A 20,998-nucleotide genomic window follows, 5' to 3' on the forward strand; every position below is an offset into this window, starting at 1 on the left:
CCCGCCATTGGCGGGGCGGGCTGTTCCGCGTTTCAGGGCTGGTGCAGGAGGTACAGTTCGGCGCCGTCGCCGTCCCGGGCGGGAAAGGTGGCACGGACCCATGCCACGATCCGGGCCGACTCGCCTTTACCTTCCAGCGTCAGCGGCGGCAGGTCCTGGACCACTAGGGAACCCACCTTGCCGTCTGCCACAAGGGCCTGGAACTGTTCCAGCGTGGGATATGGGTCTGTGCCGTCGAAACCGCCCAGCGGAAGGACGGCGCGACCCAGTCCCAGCTGGTAGTTTGCTGCCGTTTCAGACCCGACGACCGCAGCCACCCAGGTTACCGACGGGGGGATGCTGCGCAGGGAGCTTTCCAGCCCCGCGGACGGTGAGCTGCCCAGGACCAGGGCCACGTGACCGGGCGCCAGGATGGATTCGAGCTGTTGCTTGTCCGGATGGTCGGTCCTGACGCCCCAGATGGCCGGCCCTGCCGTCACTGCGGCCCCTGTATGCGGACTGAGGGCCGTGTTGACGGACCAGACGGCGGGGCCCAGGACAACGCAGGCCAGAAGCAGCGGCATCGAGGCCCGCCGTAGGGCAGGGGGAGCCCCGGGGACCATCCGCAGGGCGATGGCCACGGCCCACCCGATCAGGAGCAACTGGGCGCCGGCAGGAAATTCGGACGGCGACCGGCCTGCCGTGAGGAAGGCCATGCTGGCCAAAGACAGCAGCGTCACGGCGAAGATGATCCTGGTAAGCCGACCCTTTGATCGAAGAAAATAGGCCAATGCCACGGCGGCCAGCACACACAACGGGGGCACGGCTGTCAGGGAATAGTACGGGTGGACCATGCCGGACATAAATGCGAGCACCGTTGCCGAGGTGGCAAACCAGACGGCCGCCAGGAGCAGCAGGCTTCGCGCCCCACGGCTGCCGTACCGTTTGGCCAGCCACAGGGCAGCAATCAAAAGTCCGACGGCGGCCAACGGCAGGAACCAGCCGAACTGCCCTGAGAACTGGGGTTGCAGGAACCGTTGATAGCCACTGTCCCACTCCTCCAGTTGGGCACCGGACGGGGTTGTCCGAGCCAAATCCTCGCCGGTGAGGCGCTGCAAACCGTTGTAGCCCAGCGCAAGTTCCAGGGTGCTGTTGGTTCTGGACCCGCCGATGAAGGGCCTGCTTGTAGGGTCGGCTGTCTGAACGGCCACCAGCCAGGAGCCGGCCACCACTGATGCCGCGGCTGCTGCGTACCCCAGGTGCAGGAAACGCCGCCGCCAGGGGATCCGAGCGAAGGCCAGATACGTCACCGCGAGTGCCGGGAGGATGAGGCTGATCTGGAGCTGCTTGGTGAGGAATCCAGCACCCACCAGGGCTCCGGCGAGGATCATCAGCGATGGCCGTTGCCTGTCGATGGCCGTGGCCACAGCCAGCGCTGCGGCCACCATGGTCAGGATCAGCAAGGCGTCAGGGTTGTTGTACCGGAACATCACGGTACTTACCGGCGTCACGGCCATAAACGTTGCCGCGAGGAGGGCTGTGGAGGCGCCGAGGTAGCGGCGGACCAGCACATACAGCAAATAGACGGTCAGGACCCCCATGGCGGCCTGGGGCAGGAGGATGCTCCAGCTGTTGAGGCCGAACAGGCGGACCGACAGGGCCATCACCCAGATGCTCATGGGAGGTTTGTCCACGGTGATGGCATTGGCAGGGTCCGAGGAGCCGTAAAAGAAGGCCGTCCAGTCCTGCGCGCCGGACATCACGGCCGCGGAGTAGTAGGAGTTCGCCCAGCCGTTCCGGTCCAGGCCCCAGCAGTACAGAACCGCCGTGGCGGCCAGCAGCCCCAGCAGGGCGCCGCGTTCCCAGCGTCCATGTGCCAGCGCAGCCTGGCCGAATACCCGGGCCATGATGCGGGGCTGGATGAGATGTGCGGGGCGGGTTCCGCGGCGGGTACGCGGCGCAGTCCCGGCCGACGCCGTCACCCGAGACCTCCGGCAGCCGTCCCCAGCGCGAGACGCCGGGGCGCCCTGTCGGCCCGCCGCGCCCGGAACACCCACAGCCGCAGGAGCAGGAACCGTACCAGCGTGGCCACCACATTGGCTGCCGTCAGGGTGAGGAGCTCCAGGTTGGGCGCGGCATCCGCGTTCACCAGGTGGAGCGTCAGCAGGGAGGAGGCTGTTATGGCCCAAGCCAGGAGGAACACCATAAGCCCTTGGATCTGGTGGACGAACAGCCGGCCGGGCCCCGTGATGCCGAACGTGAACCGGCGGTTGGCGGCCGTGTTTCCCACGGCGGTGAGGAGCAGGGCGAGGAAGTTGGCTTCCTGGGCGCCGAAGGGGCCCTGCAGCATCAGGTACAGCAGGGCGAAAGCCAAGGTGGACACCGCTCCCACCAGGCCGAAGCGCAGGACCTGGCCAAAAAAACTGGGCCGGTGCAGCGGTGCCGCCGGCCGGCGGCCCAGTTCGGCATAGATGGCCTGGACAGGAACCACACCGCGCAGCAGGGAGCCCGCGACCCGTGCCATACCGCGCAGGTCAGCCAGCGCCGTTTGGCGGATATCCACGCGGCTGTCCGGATCATCGACCCAGTCGACGGGGATTTCGTGGATGCGCAGCCCGGAACGTTCGGCAATGATCAGCAGCTCGGTGTCAAAAAACCAGCCGTTGTCCTCCACGTGGGGCAGCAGCCGCCGGGCCACCTCGGCGCGGATGGCCTTGAAGCCGCACTGCGCGTCCGAAAAGCGGACCTGCAGGGTCCGCCGCAGCAGGAGGTTGTAGGACCGGGAAATGAACTCCCGCTTGGGACCCCGGCTGACCCGGGAGTTCTGCCCCAGCCTGGTCCCGATCGAGATGTCCGAGTGTCCGGAGAGGAGGGGTGCCACCAACGGCGGCAGCGCGGCCAGGTCCGTGGACAGGTCCACGTCCAAGTAGGCCAACACCTTTGCCTCCGAGGCGCTCCAGGCGTCCCTGAGGGCGAGGCCACGGCCCTTGACCTCCAGCCGGCGGTAGGCCACGTTGGGCAGCTGTTCGCTGAGCCGGGCCGCGATGGCCGGTGTGCGGTCAGTGCTGGCATTGTCCGCGATGGTGATCTGCCACGTCGTGGACAACTCAGTTGTCAGGTATTCGAAGAGTCGCGTGATGCTGTTCTCGAGTACCGCCTCTTCGTTGAAGACCGGTACAACAATTTCGAGCGCCAAGCCCCCATAGCTAGGTGTCATGAATGGAGCGTAGAAGGCCCGGATCGGCACTGGCGAGGCTTTCCCGCAAAGACAGGTACCGTCAACGGGGAAGCAGGTAGTGCGGCGTGGCCGGCAGGAAACGGGTGAGTAGCCGGGCCCGGAAATCAGGTAGGAAAAGGCGCCGGGCACGGCCCGCGACGGTACCCGCGCGGCCATCCTCTAGACTTGACCGGTGTCTAGATTATTTGGAACTGATGGTGTCCGGGGGCTGGCCAACGGACTGCTGACTGCTGAGCTGGCGATGCAGCTGGCCCAGGCGGCCGCCGTCGTACTCGGCCATGACCGCAACACCAACGGAACCAGGCCCCGCGCCGTGGTGGCCCGCGATCCCCGCGCCAGCGGCGAATTCATCGCAGCTGCGGTGGAAGCCGGCCTGTCCAGCTCCGGGGTGGACGTCTACGACGCCGGTGTCCTGCCCACTCCTGCGGCCGCCTATCTGGTGGCGGACCTGGATGCCGACTTTGGCGTGATGATCTCGGCGTCCCACAACCCCGCCCCGGACAACGGCATTAAATTCTTCGCCCGCGGCGGCCAGAAACTCCCGGACGAGGTGGAGGACGCCATCGAGGCCCGGATGCTGCAGGACGCCGTCCGGCCGGTGGGTGCGGACGTTGGCCGGATCCAGCGCTTCTCCGATGCGGAGGACCGCTACATCGTCCACCTGCTGGGCACCCTCCCGCACCGCCTGGACGGCGTCAAGGTTGTCCTGGACTGCGCCCACGGTGCGGCCAGCGGCTGCTCGCCCCAGCTCTTCAAGGACGCCGGCGCCGACGTGATTGTTATCGGTGCCGATCCCGACGGCCACAACATCAACGACGGCGTGGGCTCAACCCATCTGGGCCCGCTCAAAGCGGCCGTACTGGCGCATGGCGCCGACCTTGGCATTGCCCACGACGGCGACGCGGACCGCTGCCTGGCTGTGGACCACGAGGGCACCGAAGTGGACGGCGACCAGATCATGGCCATCCTTGCGGTGGCTTTGAAAACTGCGGGCAAGCTCAAGGACAACGTCCTGGTGGCTACGGTGATGAGCAACCTGGGCCTCAAAATCGCGCTCCGTGACGCCGGCATCAGCATCCGGGAAACCGCAGTGGGGGACCGCTACGTCCTGGAAGGCATGCGTGAAGGCGGCTTCAACCTGGGCGGTGAACAGTCCGGCCATGTCATCTTCGCTGACCACGCCACCACCGGCGACGGCCTGCTGACGGGGCTGCAGCTCGCCGCGCAGGTTGCCTTGACGGGCCGGCCGCTCAAGCAGCTGGCCACGGTGATGACCAAGCTGCCCCAGGTCCTGATCAACGTCCGTGGTGTTGACCGCACCCGCGTGGGTGACAGTGAGGTGCTGCACCGCGCCGTGCTGGCCGCGGAGGCCACCCTTGGCGAGACCGGCCGCGTCCTGCTCCGGCCATCCGGCACGGAGCCGGTGGTCCGCGTGATGGTGGAAGCCGGCGATGAAGAAACCGCGCAGTCCATTGCAGCGCACCTCGCCGACGTGGTCCGGGCCGAACTGGCGCTCGAGCTTGTGACCGACTGACGGAAAATCCAAAAAAACTGCGGCCCGCTTCCAACCGGAAGCGGGCCGCAGCTTTTGGCGGCCGGAGCCGTTGCGGAAATGTCAGGCGCGGCGCTCCTGCAGGGCGTCGCGGATTTCGGTGAGCAGGGCGATCTGCGGGTCCTCGGCAGATTCTTCCTTCACATCGGGGTCGATGCCGAGCCGGCGGTTGCGGCGTTCAATCATCAGGTTCATGGGCAGGATCACCACGAAGTAGATGGCCGCGGCGATGAGCACAAAGGAAATAATGCTGGAGATGACGGATCCGTACATGAATCCCTCCCACTGCATGTCCTCGATGCCCTTTGCACTGAAGAGCCGGCCGATCAGGGGAGTCAGCAGGCCTTCCACGATGGATGTCACAACGGCCCCAAAAGCGGCGCCCATGACGACTGCGACGGCAAGGTCAACGACATTGCCCTTCATGATGAAGTTCTTGAATCCTGTCAGCATAGGAACCAAGCTAGTGCAGGATTGTTAACCTTGGAAGAATGCCGGGTAATTTCCTTGGGCGTGTCCGGAACCGGAAGGATGCCCGGGTCGTTCAGGGGTAGCCCGGCGCGGCTTCCAGGCCGAAGTATTCCTCCACTGTGCTGATCCCGCGGGCCGCCATCTCCGTGGCAGCCTCCACCCCGATGTACCGCAGGTGCCACGGCTCGTAGTAGTAGCCCGTCACGGGGTGGAACATCAGCGGGTACCGGACCACAAAACCGAAGCGGTGGCCGTTCGCCTTGGCCCATACCGCTGCCGGCTGGTCAGCGAAGCATGGCTGGAAGGCGCAGCCCCCGCCGCCGTCGGCGATGTCGAAGGACCAGCCCGTCTGGTGTTCCGAGTAGCCGGGCCTGGCGCTCGCGGTGTCCGCGTCCGCCTGGCCGCGGCTGGCAACATAACCGTTGTACGTGGCCACCTGGGTGGCGTAGGAACGGTAGCCGCTGGCCAGGACCATGGCCACGCCGTCCTGGGCAGCGGCGGCAAACATGGCCTCGGCGGCCGCTGCCGTGGTGCTGTTGAGCAGGGCCGCGTCACCTGCTGCGGACGTGGCGACGGCGGGCCGCACCAGGTCAGCCGGCGCATAGTCCGCCGGCGCCAAGGGACGGTACTTGTTGACCACCAGCCAGGGGCTGGCGGGGTCCGTCAGGGAGAACTTCCGGGCAGGGGAGGGGACAGGCTCAGGTTCGGGGACGGCTGGGGGAGCCGTCGTGGCGGCAGGCGGGGACGGCGGCGCGGAAGCCGTCGGGGAAGCGGACGACGGCGGCGCCCCGGCAGGTGCCTCCGGTGTGCAGGCCGCCAGGACAGTGAGCCCGGCCCCCAGCGCCAGGAAGCGGCCAAAAGCGCGGCGGCTGCCGGCCATTGCAGGCAGGCATTCCTGGTTGTGGCACACCTGGGTTAAACCTTGCGGAGCAACATGCGGCGGATGGAGTGGTCCGCTTCCTTGGTAAGCACCAGCTGGGCCCTGCCGCGGGTGGGCAGAACATTTTCTTCCAGGTTGGGCTCGTTGATTCGCTTCCAGATGCTGCGGGCCGTGCTCTCCGCCTCGGAATCGGAGAGGGTGGCGTAGCGGTGGAAGTAGGACTCCGGCTGGGCGAAAGCAGTGGTCCGCAGCTTGCGGAACCGGTCCACGTACCACTCCTCGATAAAGGAGGTCTTGGCATCCACATAGATGGAGAAGTCGAAGAAGTCACTCAGCGCGAGCCCCTGCCGGCCGTCATGCCGGGGCCGGGCCGGCGCCAGCACGTTCAGGCCTTCCACAATCAGCACATCCGGCCGGCGGACCACCACTTCCCGGTCCGGGACGATATCGTAGGTGACGTGCGAGTACCAGGGAGCGCGGACTTCCTCGGCCCCGCCCTTGATCTCGCTGACGAACCGCAGCAGGGCCCGCCTGTCGTAGGACTCCGGGAACCCCTTGCGGTCCAGCAGCTGGCGGCGCTTCAGCTCCGCCAGGGGATACAGGAAACCGTCGGTGGTGATGAGCTCCACGTTCGGGGTGCCCGGCCAGCGCCGCAGCATTTCCCGGAGCACGCGGGCGATGGTGGATTTCCCCACGGCCACCGAACCGGCCACGCCAATCACAAACGGCGTGCGCTGGGTCTGCTCGCCCAGGAACGTGGTGGTGGCCGAATGCAGCTGGCCCGCGGCTTCGACGTAGAGGTGCAGGAGCCGGGACAGGGGAAGGTAGACCTCGCGTATTTCCCGCATGTCCAGGGGATCGCCGAGGCCGCGCAGCCGGAGGATGTCCTCCTCATTGAGGGGCTGCTCCATCTGGGCTGCGAGCCTGGACCAGGTCTGCCGGTCCAGTTCCACGAACGGGGAGGCACCCTCTCCGTTCGCCTCATTGCGTTGCAAAGTCACTTTAGAGATTCTGCCCCGCCCCCGGCACATAGCGAAATGGGCCCGCCGCCGCGCGCGCCGGGAGGCGCAACATTCCCGCAGCCGGGCACACTGCCCAGGTTTAGAACTTCCGGTCCCTGCCGATAGGCTTGACCCTATGTGTGGAATTGTGGGATATGTGGGCCGTTCAAACGACGGCGTCAATGCCGGTTACAGCGCCCTGGACGTTGTCCTGGAAGGCTTGCGCCGCCTGGAGTACCGGGGCTATGACTCGGCAGGTATTGCTGTGGTGTCCGAGGGCGCCATCGAGTCCCGGAAGAAGTCCGGGAAGCTGAGCAACCTGATCCATGAGCTGGAAGAACATCCGCTGCCTGCAACGGCCACGGGCATCGGCCACACCCGCTGGGCCACCCATGGCGGCCCCACGGACCGCAACGCGCACCCGCACCTGGCCGACGGCGGACGCCTGGCAGTGATCCACAACGGCATCATCGAGAACTTCGCCGAGCTCAAGCTGGAACTGCAGAACAAGGGCATCAGCTTCGTTTCCGAGACGGACACCGAGGTGGCCGCCGCGCTCCTGGCCGACATCTTCCGGAACACCCTGGGCGGCGAAACGGCGAACGGTGGCCTGGCCAAGGCCATGCAGCTCGCCTGCCAGCGCCTGGAGGGCGCCTTCACCCTGCTTGCGGTCCACGCCGACCAGCCTGACATGGTGGTTGCTGCCCGCCGCAACTCGCCCCTGGTGGTTGGCCTGGGCGACGGCGAGAACTTCCTGGGCTCGGACGTGTCCGGTTTCATCGACTACACCCGCCGGGCCGTGGAACTGGGCCAGGACCAGATCGTCACCATCACCGCCGATTCCGTGGAGATCACCGACTTCTTCGGCAACCCCGCCGAAGGCAAGGAATACCACGTTGACTGGGACCCGGCCTCTGCCAAGAAGGACGGCTTCAGCTCCTTTATGGAGAAGGAAATCCACGACCAGCCGGACGCCATCAGGCAGACCCTGCTGGGCCGCTCGGACCTGAACGGGAACCTGACCCTCGACGAGCTGCGGATCGACCCGGAACTGCTCAAGCAGGTCAACAAGATCATCGTCCTGGCCTGCGGCACCGCAGCCTACGCCGGGACCGTCGCCAAGTACGCGATTGAAAACTGGTGCCGGATCCCCACGGAAGTCGAGCTTGCCCACGAGTTCCGTTACCGCGACCCGATCCTGGATTCCAACACCCTGGTGGTCTCCATCAGCCAGTCCGGCGAGACCATGGACACCCTGATGGCCGTCCGCTACGCCCGGGAACAGGGCGCCAAGACCATCTCCATCTGCAACACCAACGGCTCCACCATCCCGCGTGAATCCGATGCAGTGCTGTACACCCACGCCGGCCCCGAAATTGCGGTGGCGTCCACTAAGGCGTTCCTGGCACAGATCACGGCCGCCTACCTGCTGGGCCTGTACCTGGCCCAGCTGCGCGGGAACATTTTCTCCGGGCAGATCAAGGACGTCCTGGCGGACCTGAACAAGATCCCGGCGAAGATCCAGACCATCCTCGATGGCGCCGGGCCGCTCCGTGAACTGGCCCGCAGCATGGCCAACGAGCAGTCGGTGCTTTTCCTGGGCCGGCACGTGGGCTACCCCGTGGCCCTGGAAGGTGCGCTGAAGCTCAAGGAAATCGCGTACATCCACGCCGAAGGCTTCGCCGCCGGTGAGCTCAAGCACGGGCCCATTGCGCTGATCGACGAAGGCAAGCCCGTCTTTGTGGTGGTCCCGTCCCCCCGCGGCCGTGATTCCCTGCACGCCAAGGTGGTCTCCAACATCCAGGAGGTCCGCGCCCGCGGCGCCCGCACCCTGGTCATCGCCGAGGAAGGCGACGAAGCCGTAAAGGCCTATGCCGAACACGTCTTCTACGTCCCCGAGACGCCCACGCTGCTGATGCCCCTCCTGACCACCGTGCCGCTGCAGATCTTTGCCGCGGAACTTGCCGCCGCCAAGGGCTATGACGTGGACCAGCCGCGCAACCTGGCCAAGAGCGTCACCGTAGAATAAGCCGCATGATTGTTGGCATTGGCGTAGACGTTGTAGACATCGAGCGGTTTGGCCGCCAGCTTGAGCGGACCCCCGGCCTCCGGGACCGGTTGTTTGTTCCTGCCGAGCGGGAACTGAACACCCGGTCCCTGGCCGCGCGCTTTGCGGCCAAGGAAGCCGTGGCCAAGGTCCTGGGCGCCCCCGCCGGCATGAACTGGCAGGACTGCTGGATCGGACTGGACCGCAATGGCCCCACCGTCCAGGTCAAAGGCACCGTGCTCGCCGTGGCCGAGGCAAAGGGCGTCAAGCGCTGGCACCTCTCCATCAGCCATGACGGCGGGATCGCCACGGCCACCGTCATCGCAGAAGGCTGACCTGCCCGGACCCATGATCAGCGCCTACACCGGAACGCAGGTCCGCGCAGCCGAGCAACCGCTCCTCGCTGCCGGGCAGGGTGATGCCCTGATGCAGCGCGCCGCGTTTGGCCTCGCCGCCGCTGTGGTTGGCGGGCTCCGGTCCCGCGGCCGCCGCCTGGCCGGCACCAGCGTGGTGGTACTTGCCGGCAAGGGAAACAACGGCGGTGACGGCCTGTACGCCGCCGCCTTCCTGGCCGCACGTGGAATGCGCACGACGGCGGTCCTCACCGCAGGCGCTGCCCACCCCGCAGCCCTCGCTGCCTTTGAACGTGCCGGTGGCCGCGTCCGCGGGCTGACCGAAGCCACCCTTAAGGGTCTGGCCGAGGAAGCGGCCAACGCCGGCGTCGTCATTGACGCGATCCTGGGCACCGGCGCACGCGGCGGGCTGCGCGGACCTGCCGCCGACCTGGTCCGGGCCATCGACGACGCACGCGCGGACCTTCCAGGCCGGGGCCTTGCCGTGGCCTGCGACCTGCCCAGCGGCGTGGACGCCGATACCGGCGCGGTGACCGGACCGGTACTCTCCGCCGACCTGACGGTAACGTTCGGAGCCGCCAAGGCAGGGCTGCTGGCAGATCCCGGCGCCGACCACTCCGGCCGGGTCGAGGTGGTTCCCCTGGGCATTGAAGCGCACCTCCCGGCCGCCCCGGTGCGCCGGCTGGAAGCCGCCGACCTGGCCGCCCTCCTGCCGGATCCTGCCCGCCGCGCGCAGAAGTACTCCCGGGGTGTCCTGGGGGTGGTGGCTGGTTCCGCAGACTATCCGGGCGCCGCTGTCCTGGCCTGCCGCGGCGCGCTGGCGGCCGGCGCCGGCATGGTGCGCTACCTGGGCCCACCCGAGGCCACCCGCCTGGTGCAGCAGGCCTGCCCCGAAGTGGTCTGCAGCGACGGCCCGGTGGCCGATACCCACGTCCAGGCCTGGCTGGTGGGCCCCGGCATGGGCCCCGGCGACCAGCGCCAGCTCCAGCGGGCGCACGACGCCGCAGCCTCCGGGCTGCCCACCGTGGCGGATGCCGGAGCCCTGCCGGCCCTGCCCGCTGCCCTCGGCCCCCAGGTGGTCCTGACCCCGCACGCCGGCGAACTCGCCGCCCTGCTGGCGAGGCTGGGCCAACCCGCGGACCGTGCCGGAGTGGAGGCCGGAACCCTGGCCGCTGTCCGCGGGGCCGCCGCATTGACGGGCGCCACTGTCCTCCTGAAAGGTGCCACCACTCTGGTGGCGGCCCCCGGCGGAACCGTGTTCAGCCAGGCCGACGGCGTCCCGTGGCTTGCCACCGCCGGCAGCGGCGACGTCCTGGCCGGCATCATCGGCGCGCTGCTCGCGCAGGCGGGGACCGGCGTCGGGCGCTTCGAAAAACTGGACATTCCCGAACCGGCGCGCTGGGCTGCGGTGGCCGCACTCGGTGCCGCCCTGCACGGCAACGCCGGCAGGTCGGCGTCGGACGCCTGTGCCGGCGGGCCCATCACCGCCGGCGGCATCGCCGATGCCCTACCCCATACCTGGGGTAAAGTAAGCACGCTTAGTAACCCTGGGGCCCATTCACGTAATAGTCACCGCCTGCCGCTACGGTAGGCATAAGTTCGCACCTGCAGCCGGGGCGCTTCATTCCCGGCTGCGGCAATCACTGAGGAGCATCATGGAAGTCTGGCCTGGAACCGCTTATCCGCTCGGAGCTACCTTCGACGGTACCGGCACCAACTTTGCCCTGTTCAGCGAGCAGGCGGAGCGGGTCGAACTCTGCCTTCTGGCTGATGACCTGACCGAGACCCGCGTCGAGCTGACTGAAGTGGACGGGTACGTGTGGCACTGCTACCTGCCCCACATCCAGCCCGGCCAGAAGTATGGCTACCGGGTCCACGGACCCTACGATCCGGCCAGCGGCAACCGCTTTAACGCCAACAAGCTGCTCCTGGACCCCTACGCGAAGGCCGTTGAAGGCCAGATCGACTGGGACCCGGCCCTGTTCTCCTATGAGTTCGGCGATCCAGACTCCACAAACGACGCCGACTCGGCTCCCCACACGATGCACGGTGTGGTCATCAACCCGTTCTTCGAGTGGGACGGCGACCGCCAGCTCCGGATTCCGTACCACCAGTCCGTCATCTACGAGGCGCATGTCAAGGGCCTGACCCAGCTGCACCCCGAGATCCCCGAGGAGCAGCGCGGCACCTACGCCGGCGTTGCCCACCCCGCCGTGATCGAGCACCTGAAGAAGCTCGGCGCCACCGCGATCGAACTGATGCCGGTCCACCAGTTCGTCAATGACGGCACCCTGGTGGAAAAGGGCCTGAACAACTACTGGGGCTACAACACCATCGGGTTCTTCGCCCCGCAAAACACCTACAGCTCCGCAGGTGACGTGGGAAACCAGGTCCAGGAATTCAAGGCAATGGTCCGCGACCTGCACCGGGCCGGCATTGAAGTCATCCTGGACGTGGTCTACAACCACACCGCCGAGGGCAACCACCTGGGCCCCACCCTGTCCTTCAAGGGCATCGACAACCAGGCCTACTACCGCCTGGTTGACGGCGACCAGAAGCACTACATGGACTACACCGGCACCGGCAACTCCCTGAACGTCCGGCATCCGCACTCCCTGCAGCTGCTGATGGACTCCCTCCGGTACTGGGTCACGGAAATGCACGTCGACGGGTTCCGCTTCGACCTCGCCTCCACCCTGGCCCGTGAGTTCTACGACGTCGACAAGCTTTCCACCTTCTTCGAACTCATCCAGCAGGACCCGATCGTCTCGCAGGTCAAGCTGATCGCCGAGCCGTGGGACGTTGGCCCCGGCGGTTACCAGGTGGGCAACTTCCCGCCACAGTGGACTGAATGGAACGGCAAATACCGCGATACAGTCCGTGATTTCTGGCGCGGCGAGCACGCCACACTGGGTGAATTCGCTTCCCGCCTGACCGGTTCCGCGGACCTCTACGAAAGCTCCGCCCGCCGCCCGGTGGCCTCCATCAACTTCGTCACGGCCCACGACGGCTTCACCATGCGCGACCTCGTGTCCTACAACGAGAAGCACAACGACGCCAACGGTGAAGGCAACAACGACGGCGAGTCGCACAACCGGTCCTGGAACTGCGGCGAAGAGGGCGACACGGACGACGAAAAAGTCCTGACGCTCCGCGCGCGCCAGCAGCGGAACTTCCTGGCTACCCTCCTGCTCTCGCAGGGTGTCCCCATGGTGCTCCACGGCGACGAACTCGGCCGCACGCAGCAGGGCAACAACAACACCTACTGCCAGGACTCCGAGCTGAGCTGGATCCACTGGGATGCCATGGACCAGCCGCTGGTCGAATTCACCTCCTTCGTGAACAAACTCCGGCGCGACCACCCCACCTTCCGGCGCAGCCGCTTCTTCGACGGCCGGCCCGTCCGGCGTGGCGAAGGCGAGAAGCTGCCCGACATCGTCTGGCTGCGGACCGACGGCACCGAAATGCTGCCCGAGGACTGGGGCAACGGGTTTGGCCGCACCATCGGCGTCTTCTACAACGGCGACGGCATCCAGGAGAAGGACTTCCGCGGCCGCCGCATCACCGACGACAGCTTCCTCATGACCTTCAACGCCCACGATGACAGTGTGGACTTCCTCCTTCCGTCAGAGGAGTACGCCCAGTACTGGGAAGTCATGATCGATACCGCAGCCCAGGCAGACGCGTACGAACCGCTCAAGGCCGGCGCCACGATCACCCTGGATGCCAAATCCATGGTGGTCCTGCGGGCCTACTCCGGCCCCGAAGCTGAGGTGGATCTGTCCGCCGCCGCGTCCCTGGCCTCCATGGCCGATCATGAAGAAGCCCAGGTGGAAATGGTGGAGGCGCAGACGCAGGCCGCCGAAGCCAGCGAAGCAAGGGCAAGTGAAGCGAAGGCGGACGAAAAGTGAAGGTCCCCGCTTCCACCTACCGGTTGCAGATCCGGCGCAGCTTCACGCTCTTCGACGCTGCCGCCACCGTCCCGTACCTGAAGGACCTGGGGGCGGACTGGATCTACCTTTCACCGATCCTGACGGCGGAACAGGGCTCGGACCACGGCTATGACGTGACCGACCCTTCCGCCGTCGACCCCGAACGCGGCGGCCCGGAAGGGCTCCTGGCCCTCTCGGCAGCCGCCCGCGAGCACGGCATGGGTGTCCTGGTGGACATTGTGCCGAACCATGTGGGCGTAGCCACGCCCGCGCAGAACCCCTGGTGGTGGTCCCTGCTGAAGGAAGGCAAGGACTCGCCGTACGCGGACGCGTTCGACGTCGAATGGGACCTCGCCGGGGGCAAGGTGCGCCTGCCCATGCTGGGCTCGGACGATGACCTGGACAAGCTGGAAATCGTGGACGGCGAGCTGCGGTACTACGACCACCGGTTCCCGCTGGCCGCCGGCACGTATTCGGCCGGGGACTCCGCGCAGGACGTCCACAACCGCCAGCACTACCAGCTGGTGGGCTGGCGGCGGGCCGACGCCGAGCTGAACTACCGGCGCTTCTTCGCTGTCACCACCCTGGCGGGCATCCGTGTGGAAACGCCCCGCGTTTTTGAAGAAGCCCATGCCGAGGTGGGCCGCTGGTTCACCGAGGGCCTGGTGGACGGGCTCCGCGTGGACCACCCGGACGGCCTGGCCGATCCGGGCGGCTACCTGCGCTGGCTCAAGGACCTCACCGGCGGCGCGTACATCCTGGTGGAGAAAATCCTCGAACCAGGGGAAGTCCTGCCCGGCGAATTCGCCTGCGAAGGGACCACCGGGTACGACGCCCTGGCTGACGTGGACCGGCTCTTTGTTGACCCGGCCGGCCAGCCGGGACTTGATGACCTGGACGCATCCCTGCGCGGCGGCAGCCCCGCGGACTACGCCGGGATGATCCGCGGCACCAAGCGCATGATCGCGGACGGCATCCTGCGCTCCGAGGTGCTCCGGCTGGCCCGGCTGGTGCCGGAGTCCGCAGGGTTGTCCGTGGCAGCGGCCGCAGACGCCCTCGCCGAAATCATCGCCGCGTTCCCGGTCTACCGGACGTACCTGCCCACAGGCGCCGAGGTGCTCAAGGAAGCAGCCGGCGCCGCAGCGGGCCACCGGCCGGAGCTGGCAGCCACCGTGGACACGCTCCTGCCCCTGCTGCTGGATCCGGAGCACGCCCTGGCTGTCCGGTTCCAGCAGACCTCCGGCATGGTCATGGCCAAAGGCGTGGAGGACACCGCCTTCTACCGGTACACCCGGCTGGGCACACTCACCGAGGTGGGTGCCGAACCCACCGAGTTCGCACTGGACCCGGCGGAGTTCCACCACCGGATGCAGCGGCGCCACCAGGACATGCCGCTGTCCATGACCACGCTCTCCACCCATGACACCAAGCGCAGCGAGGATGCCAGGGCCAGAATCTCGGTCATCGCCGAACTCCCCGCTGAATGGGCCGGAACCCTTGCCACCCTCCGCAGGCTTGCCCCCATCCCGGACGGCCCGTTCGAGAACCTGCTATGGCAGGCAATTGTGGGCGCCTGGCCCGCCAGCCGGGAACGGCTCCAGGGCTACGCGGAGAAGGCGGCCCGCGAGGCCGGCAACTCCACCACCTGGACCGAACCCAACGAAGCCTTCGAGGCGGCCGTCACGGCAGCAGTGGATGCCGTGTTCGACAACACCGAAGTGGCGGCAGCCCTCACGGCGTTTGTGGACACCATCGATGCGCACGCAGCGTCCAACTCGCTCTCCGCCAAGCTGGTCCAGCTGGCCATGCCGGGCGTGCCGGATGTCTACCAGGGCAGCGAATTCTGGGAACGGTCCCTGACCGATCCGGACAACCGCCGCCCCGTGGACTTCGGTGAACGCCGCGACGAACTGGCGCGCATCGACGCCGGGACCTTGCCCGCCGCGGGCACGGAGGCCAGCAAGCTCCTGGTCACCTCGCGGGCATTGCGGCTGCGGCGGGACCGGCCCGAGCTTTTTGCCGGCTACAGCCCGGTGCAGGCCGCCGGTGCGGCGGCCGGCCACCTCGTGGCCTTCTCCCGTGGTGCGGATGCGGACGGCGCACTCGCCCTGGCCACCAGGCTCCCTGCGGGACTGGCGGCCGGCGGCGGCTGGCGCGATACCGCCGTCGAGCTTTCCGTGCCGATGCGGGACGAACTCACCGGTGCCGGGTATGGGCCCGGCAGCGTCCCGGTGGCCGAACTGCTGGGCACCTATCCGGTGGCCCTGCTGGTACCAGCGAATGGAGCAACCCGATGACCCTGGTACACAACGGCACTGCCCGTTTTGACGTCTGGGCGCCGGACGCAGCCACCGTGGTGCTGGCGGCAGACGGCCGGGAATACCCGATGGAAAAGGTCCACTCCGCTCCCGGCACTGAAGGCTGGTGGTCCGCCCCGGACGCGCCAGCCTTTGGCGAAGTCGATTACGGGTACCTGCTCGACGGCGACACCACCCCGGTGCCGGATCCCCGGTCCCGTCGGGTTCCTGACGGCGTCCACGGCCTCTCCCGGACGTTCGATCCTGCCGCGCACCACTGGCAGGACGGCAACTGGCAGGGCAAGGAGCTGCAGGGGTCGGTGATCTACGAACTGCACGTGGGCACCTTCACGCCCGAAGGAACCCTGGACGCCGCGGCCGCCAAACTGGACTACCTCGCGGACCTCGGCGTCGGGTTTGTGGAACTGCTTCCCGTCAACGGCTTCAACGGCACGCACAACTGGGGCTACGACGGCGTCCAGTGGTGCGCGGTCCACGAAGGTTACGGCGGGCCGGCGGCCTACCAGCGGTTTGTCGACGCCGCGCACGCTGCGGGCCTGGGCGTTATCCAGGACGTCGTCTACAACCACCTTGGCCCCAGTGGCAACTACCTGCCCAAATTCGGTCCGTACCTGAAGCAGGGCGACGCCAACACCTGGGGCGACTCCGTCAACCTGGACGGTGCGGGCTCGGATGTTGTCCGGGAGTACATCCTGGACAACGCCGCGCTCTGGCTGCGGGACTACCACGTGGACGGACTCCGGCTTGATGCCGTGCACGCCCTGCGGGACGAGCGTGCTGTGCACATCCTGGAGGAGCTCGGTGCCCTGGGCGATGCTGTCGCCGCCGAGACCGGACTGGCCAAGACCCTCATCGCCGAATCCGACCTGAACAATCCGCGGTTGATGTACCCACGGGATGTCAACGGCTACGGCCTGGCGGGGCAGTGGAGCGACGACTTCCACCATGCCGTGCACGTCAGTGTCAGCGGCGAAACCACGGGCTACTACGGGGACTTCGCCTCGCTGGCCGTCCTGGCCAAGGTACTCAAGGATGGCTTCCTGCACGACGGCAGCTACTCCAGCTTCCGCGGCCGCCACCACGGCCGGCCCATCGACGCCTCGCTGGTGCACCCGGCGGCGCTGGTGGTCTGCAACCAGAACCACGACCAGATCGGCAACCGGGCCACGGGGGACAGGCTCTCCCAGTCACTCTCCCATGGCCAGTTGGCCCTCGCCGCGGTGCTCACGCTGACCTCGCCGTTCACACCCATGCTGTTTATGGGTGAGGAGTTTGCCGCCAGCACGCCTTGGCAGTTCTTCACCTCGCATCCCGAACCCGAACTGGGCAAGGCCACCGCCGAGGGCCGGATCAAGGAATTTGAACGGATGGGCTGGGATCCCGCGGTGGTTCCCGATCCGCAGGATCCGGAGTCCTTCCACCGGTCCAAGCTCAACTGGGATGAAGCCGGCACCGGCGATCACGCCCGGTTGCTGGACCTGTACCGGTCCCTGGCTGCGGTGCGCCGGGACCACCCGGAACTGGCCGGGCTCGGTTTTGCGGAGACCACGGTGGAGTTTGACGACGCCGCCGGCTGGCTGCGCTTCCGGCGCGGCAGCGTCGAGGTGCTGCTGAATTTTGCGGACGCCGAAGCCCGGCTGGAGGACGTCGCCGGCTCGGTCCTGCTCGCCACGGACGCCGGCACGGAACTGGCTGCCGGCACCCTGGTCCTGCAGCCGTGGAGTGCAGCCATCGTCAAGGCCTGACGTTTGGTTACGCCCCGGGCTGCGCTGTCAGCCTGGGGCGTAACTTCGTCCCTCCCTGCGTGTTGTGCGGGTCACAACTGGCAGGATGGAAGTATGACTTATTCTGCAGCGGAGAACCGCTACGAATCCATGCCCTACCGCCGGGTCGGCCGCAGCGGCCTGAAGCTGCCCGCCATTTCCCTGGGCCTGTGGCACAACTTCGGCGACGACAAGCGCTTCGACGAACAGCGCGCCATCCTGCGCCGCGCCTTCGACCTGGGTGTCAACCACTTTGACCTGGCCAACAACTACGGCCCGCCGGACGGCACCGCGGAGACCAACTTCGGCCGGCACCTGCAGGACGACTTCAAGCCGTACCGCGACGAACTCGTGATCTCCACGAAGGCCGGCTACTACATGTGGCCCGGCCCCTACGGCGAGTGGGGATCGCGCAAGTACCTGCTTTCCAGCCTGGACCAGTCCCTGCAGCGCATGGGCCTGGACTACGTGGACATCTTCTACAGCCACCGGCCGGACCCGGAAACGCCCATGGAAGAGACCATGGGCGCCCTGGACTACGCCGTGCGCTCCGGCAAGGCCCTGTACGCGGGCATCTCCTCCTACACCCCGGAGCAGACCCTCGAAGCGGCCCGGATCCTCAAGGACCTCGGCACGCCGCTGCTCATCCACCAGCCCAGCTACTCGATGCTGAACCGCTGGACCGAAAACGGCACCCCCAACCTGTACGAGGCCCTCGACCAGGTGGGTGCAGGGTCCATCGCCTTCTCGCCGCTGGCGCAGGGGATGCTCACGGACCGCTACCTCAACGGCATCCCCGCCGACTCCCGCGCCGCCAAGGCCCGGTTCCTGTCCGAGGACGCCATCACGGACGAGAAGCTGGACCGGATCCGCGGGCTGAACAGCATCGCCGCCGGCCGCGACCAGACCCTGGCACAGATGGCCATCGCCTGGCTCCTCCGCGACCAGCCCAAGGGCACCCCGGTGACGTCAGCGCTGGTGGGTGCCTCCAGCGTGCGCCAGCTTGAGGACACCCTGGGCGCCCTCAACAACCTCGGCTTCACCGAAGCGGAACTGACCGCGATCGATGAGTTCGCCGTCGATTCGGACATCAGCCGCTGGAAGCAGAACGCCTGAGCCTTTTGTTGCTGGGCGGTGCCGGGGAACAATCCCCGGCACCGCCCTGTTGGGTATCATGAAAAGGCGCCGTTTGGCGCCATGCCTGCCGGCCGCCGTCGTACGTATTCTGCAGCGGAAGCCAGCGGGCTGACGTATGTCATAAAGGAGTTCCGTGTCTTCACATCCGATCCGTGTTGCAATCGTCGGCGTTGGCAACTGCGCCGCCTCGCTGGTCCAGGGCGTCCAGTACTACAAGGACGCCGATCCTGCGGCCACCATTCCCGGCCTGATGCACGTTGAGTTTGGCCAGTACCACGTGGGCGACGTTGAGTTCGTTGCCGCGTTTGATGTTGATGGCAAGAAGATCGGCGTTGACCTTGCGGATGCCATCCTGGCCAGCGAAAACAACACCATCAAGATCGCCGACGTGCCGCCCACAGGCGTCACGGTCCAGCGCGGCCACACCCTGGACGGCCTGGGCAAGTACTACCTCGAGACCATTGAACAGTCCACGGAAGAGCCCGTGGACGTGGTTCAGGCACTCAAGGACGCCAAGGTCGACGTGATGGTCTGCTACCTGCCCGTGGGATCCCAGGCCGCCGCCGAGTTCTATGCCCAGGCCGCCATCGATGCGGGCGTGGGGTTCGTCAACGCCCTGCCCGTCTTCATCGCCGGCACCAAGGAATGGGCGGACAAGTTCACCGCCGCCGGCGTGCCGATCGTGGGCGACGACATCAAGAGCCAGATCGGTGCCACCATCACGCACCGCGTCATGGCCAAGCTGTTCGAGGACCGCGGCGTCACCCTTGACCGCACCTACCAGCTGAACGTGGGCGGCAACATGGACTTCAAGAACATGCTGGAGCGTGACCGCCTGGAGTCCAAAAAGATCTCCAAAACCCAGGCCGTGACGTCCAACGTTCAGGCCGAACTCGCCGCCAAGGACGTCCACATCGGCCCGTCGGACTACGTCCAGTGGCTCGATGACCGCAAATGGGCGTTTGTCCGGCTCGAGGGCCGCAACTTCGGCGACGCCCCCGTATCGCTGGAGTACAAGCTGGAGGTCTGGGATTCGCCCAACTCCGCCGGCGTGATCATCGACGCCATCCGCGCGGCGAAGATCGGCCTGGACCGTGGTGTGGGCGGGCCGCTGCTCTCCGCATCGAGCTACTTCATGAAGTCGCCGCCGGAGCAGTTCAACGACGACCTCGCCCGCGAGAAGGTCGAAGCCTTCATCCGCGGCGACCTGGAGCGCTAAGCCCTCCCCACCCTCCCGTTGCCCTATCACCTATGGTCGCCAAACGCCTTGTTTGGGGACCATAGGTGATAGGGCAACGTGCGTTCAGGCCTGGCGCAGTGCCGCCCGGATCTGGCCAACGGCGCCGCGGAAGTCCCGGGCAAGGTCGTCGGCGTTGAACTTGAAGTACCGCCAGCCGGCAGCATGGAAGGCTGCATCCCGCCGGTTGTCGCGGGACTGCTGTTCGCGGCTGAGGTGATGGCCGCCGTCGTACTGGATCGCGATGCGGCGGGCCCGGTACCCGAGGTCGGCGGCCGGCGAGTAGGGATCGGCCGGATCGATCCGGACCTGAAGGCCGGGCTCGGGGAGCCCGGCGTCTGTCAGGGCCAGGCGCAGGAACGTCTCAGGGGCGGAGTCTGAACCGCAACGGACAAGTTCGACGGCGGTACGCGCCTTGACGATGACCTTGAGCTTTGGGTGCCGGGAAGCGACCAGCCGCAGCTCCTGGACGCTGGACCAGGCTTCCGTCCGCAGCTCGAGGCCGGGGCGGGGCGGGCGCACCAGCTGGTCGCCGACCGCCACCAGATGCTCCAACGGCAAACGCCTGGCCAGGTCCAGCCAGGTGCGCGCTGGGGTGGACAGGTGGATGCCCTCCCAGCACATGGTCTCGTCAGGGAAAGCAAGAACGGTGTGGCCCACCACCCCGGAGCGTCGGGCTGGCGGCAAGGCCCTGGGCTTACTCAGGTGCAGTTCGCGGCTGTCCTGGAGCCACGGCGGCAACCACAGGCCCAGCAGCGCGGCAGCCGTCAGATGGGATATCCAGGCGCCGGGCGTGGCCGCGGAGAGTGCCCGTGCCACCCCCGGAAGGTCGAACTCCCAATCCGAGCGCTGGTAGAGCAGGCGCCCGGTGGATGTCAGGTCCGCTGCACGCAGCCGGCCCCGGGTCAGGCCCGCCGCCCGCGCCTCGTGGACGGTGAAAGGCGCGGCGGAGAGTCCTTTTGGGAGGGGCGAGGGCTGGTGCATGTCACCATTGTGGCGCGGAGCCAGGGTGGTCCGCTGAAGTTATCCACAGCCCCCGTTGCGCTATCAGTTGTGGTCCCTAAAGCCCCCTTTTGGGGACCCTAAGTGA

The 20,998-nt window shown here is 67.2% G+C and carries 15 protein-coding genes; 9 read left to right on the forward strand and 6 right to left on the reverse strand.

Annotated elements, in window-relative coordinates:
* Positions 1 to 32: 32 nt before the first annotated feature.
* Together ACU18_RS11725 and ACU18_RS11730 are read right to left on the reverse strand one after the other, a co-directional pair.
* Positions 33 to 1,886, reverse strand: coding sequence for a glycosyltransferase family 39 protein (locus ACU18_RS11725; protein ID WP_157407688.1), 1,854 nt, complete (start codon positions 1,884 to 1,886; stop codon positions 33 to 35).
* Positions 1,887 to 1,957: 71 nt separating this feature from the next.
* Positions 1,958 to 3,196, reverse strand: a complete 1,239-nt coding sequence (locus tag ACU18_RS11730) for a bifunctional glycosyltransferase family 2/GtrA family protein (protein ID WP_050685956.1) — start codon at positions 3,194 to 3,196, stop codon at positions 1,958 to 1,960.
* Between the two features lie 193 nt (positions 3,197 to 3,389).
* On the opposite strand from ACU18_RS11730, the gene glmM reads away from it, so the two are divergent.
* Complete coding sequence (gene glmM / locus ACU18_RS11735; protein WP_050685742.1) at positions 3,390 to 4,751, forward strand: phosphoglucosamine mutase; 1,362 nt, start codon at positions 3,390 to 3,392, stop codon at positions 4,749 to 4,751.
* A gap of 81 nt (positions 4,752 to 4,832) precedes the next feature.
* On the opposite strand, the gene mscL is transcribed toward glmM, so the two are convergent.
* The 3 genes from mscL to coaA form a co-directional block, all read right to left on the reverse strand.
* A complete protein-coding gene (gene mscL, locus ACU18_RS11740) occupies positions 4,833 to 5,222 on the reverse strand; it encodes a large conductance mechanosensitive channel protein MscL (protein ID WP_050685743.1) in 390 nt (129 codons plus the stop codon).
* 91 nt (positions 5,223 to 5,313) lie between these two features.
* A complete protein-coding gene (locus ACU18_RS11745) occupies positions 5,314 to 6,150 on the reverse strand; it encodes a M15 family metallopeptidase (RefSeq protein ID WP_050685744.1) in 837 nt (278 codons plus the stop codon).
* 5 nt (positions 6,151 to 6,155) lie between these two features.
* Positions 6,156 to 7,151 (reverse strand): type I pantothenate kinase, encoded by a 996-nt coding sequence (coaA, locus tag ACU18_RS11750; RefSeq protein ID WP_197273570.1) that lies wholly within the window; start codon positions 7,149 to 7,151, stop codon positions 6,156 to 6,158.
* A gap of 106 nt (positions 7,152 to 7,257) precedes the next feature.
* Here coaA and glmS point away from each other — a divergent pair, with 106 nt between their 5' ends.
* The 8 genes from glmS (at position 7,258) to ACU18_RS11790 (ending at position 19,890) form a co-directional block, all read left to right on the forward strand.
* Positions 7,258 to 9,150 (forward strand): glutamine--fructose-6-phosphate transaminase (isomerizing), encoded by a 1,893-nt coding sequence (gene glmS / locus ACU18_RS11755; RefSeq protein WP_050685746.1) that lies wholly within the window; start codon positions 7,258 to 7,260, stop codon positions 9,148 to 9,150.
* A 5-nt stretch (positions 9,151 to 9,155) separates the two neighbouring features.
* Positions 9,156 to 9,503: a holo-ACP synthase gene (locus ACU18_RS11760; RefSeq protein ID WP_050685747.1), complete on the forward strand. Its 348-nt coding sequence runs from the start codon at positions 9,156 to 9,158 to the stop codon at positions 9,501 to 9,503.
* Between the two features lie 13 nt (positions 9,504 to 9,516).
* On the forward strand, positions 9,517 to 11,112 hold the full coding sequence (locus ACU18_RS11765) for an NAD(P)H-hydrate epimerase (RefSeq protein WP_050685748.1): 1,596 nt from the start codon (positions 9,517 to 9,519) through the stop codon (positions 11,110 to 11,112).
* A gap of 64 nt (positions 11,113 to 11,176) precedes the next feature.
* Positions 11,177 to 13,432: a glycogen debranching protein GlgX gene (gene glgX / locus ACU18_RS11770; protein WP_050685749.1), complete on the forward strand. Its 2,256-nt coding sequence runs from the start codon at positions 11,177 to 11,179 to the stop codon at positions 13,430 to 13,432.
* Positions 13,429 to 15,750 carry a malto-oligosyltrehalose synthase gene (gene treY, locus ACU18_RS11775; protein ID WP_050685751.1) on the forward strand — a complete coding sequence of 774 codons (2,322 nt, stop codon included), beginning with the start codon at positions 13,429 to 13,431 and terminating at the stop codon, positions 15,748 to 15,750. The genes glgX and treY overlap by 4 nt, the downstream gene beginning before the upstream one ends.
* On the forward strand, positions 15,747 to 17,516 hold the full coding sequence (gene treZ, locus ACU18_RS11780) for a malto-oligosyltrehalose trehalohydrolase (protein ID WP_050685752.1): 1,770 nt from the start codon (positions 15,747 to 15,749) through the stop codon (positions 17,514 to 17,516). Before treY ends, treZ begins: the two co-directional genes overlap by 4 nt.
* A 93-nt stretch (positions 17,517 to 17,609) precedes the next feature.
* Positions 17,610 to 18,650, forward strand: coding sequence for an L-glyceraldehyde 3-phosphate reductase (mgrA, locus tag ACU18_RS11785; protein WP_050685753.1), 1,041 nt, complete (start codon positions 17,610 to 17,612; stop codon positions 18,648 to 18,650).
* Between the two features lie 154 nt (positions 18,651 to 18,804).
* On the forward strand, positions 18,805 to 19,890 hold the full coding sequence (locus tag ACU18_RS11790) for an inositol-3-phosphate synthase (RefSeq protein WP_050685754.1): 1,086 nt from the start codon (positions 18,805 to 18,807) through the stop codon (positions 19,888 to 19,890).
* A gap of 84 nt (positions 19,891 to 19,974) precedes the next feature.
* Here the strand turns inward: ACU18_RS11790 and ACU18_RS11795 are convergent, their stop codons facing one another.
* Positions 19,975 to 20,892, reverse strand: coding sequence for an endonuclease domain-containing protein (locus ACU18_RS11795; protein ID WP_050685755.1), 918 nt, complete (start codon positions 20,890 to 20,892; stop codon positions 19,975 to 19,977).
* Between the last annotated feature and the right edge of the window lie 106 nt (positions 20,893 to 20,998).

The organism is Arthrobacter sp. ZBG10, from assembly GCF_001238605.1.
Taxonomy (GTDB): Bacteria; Actinomycetota; Actinomycetes; order Actinomycetales; family Micrococcaceae; genus Arthrobacter.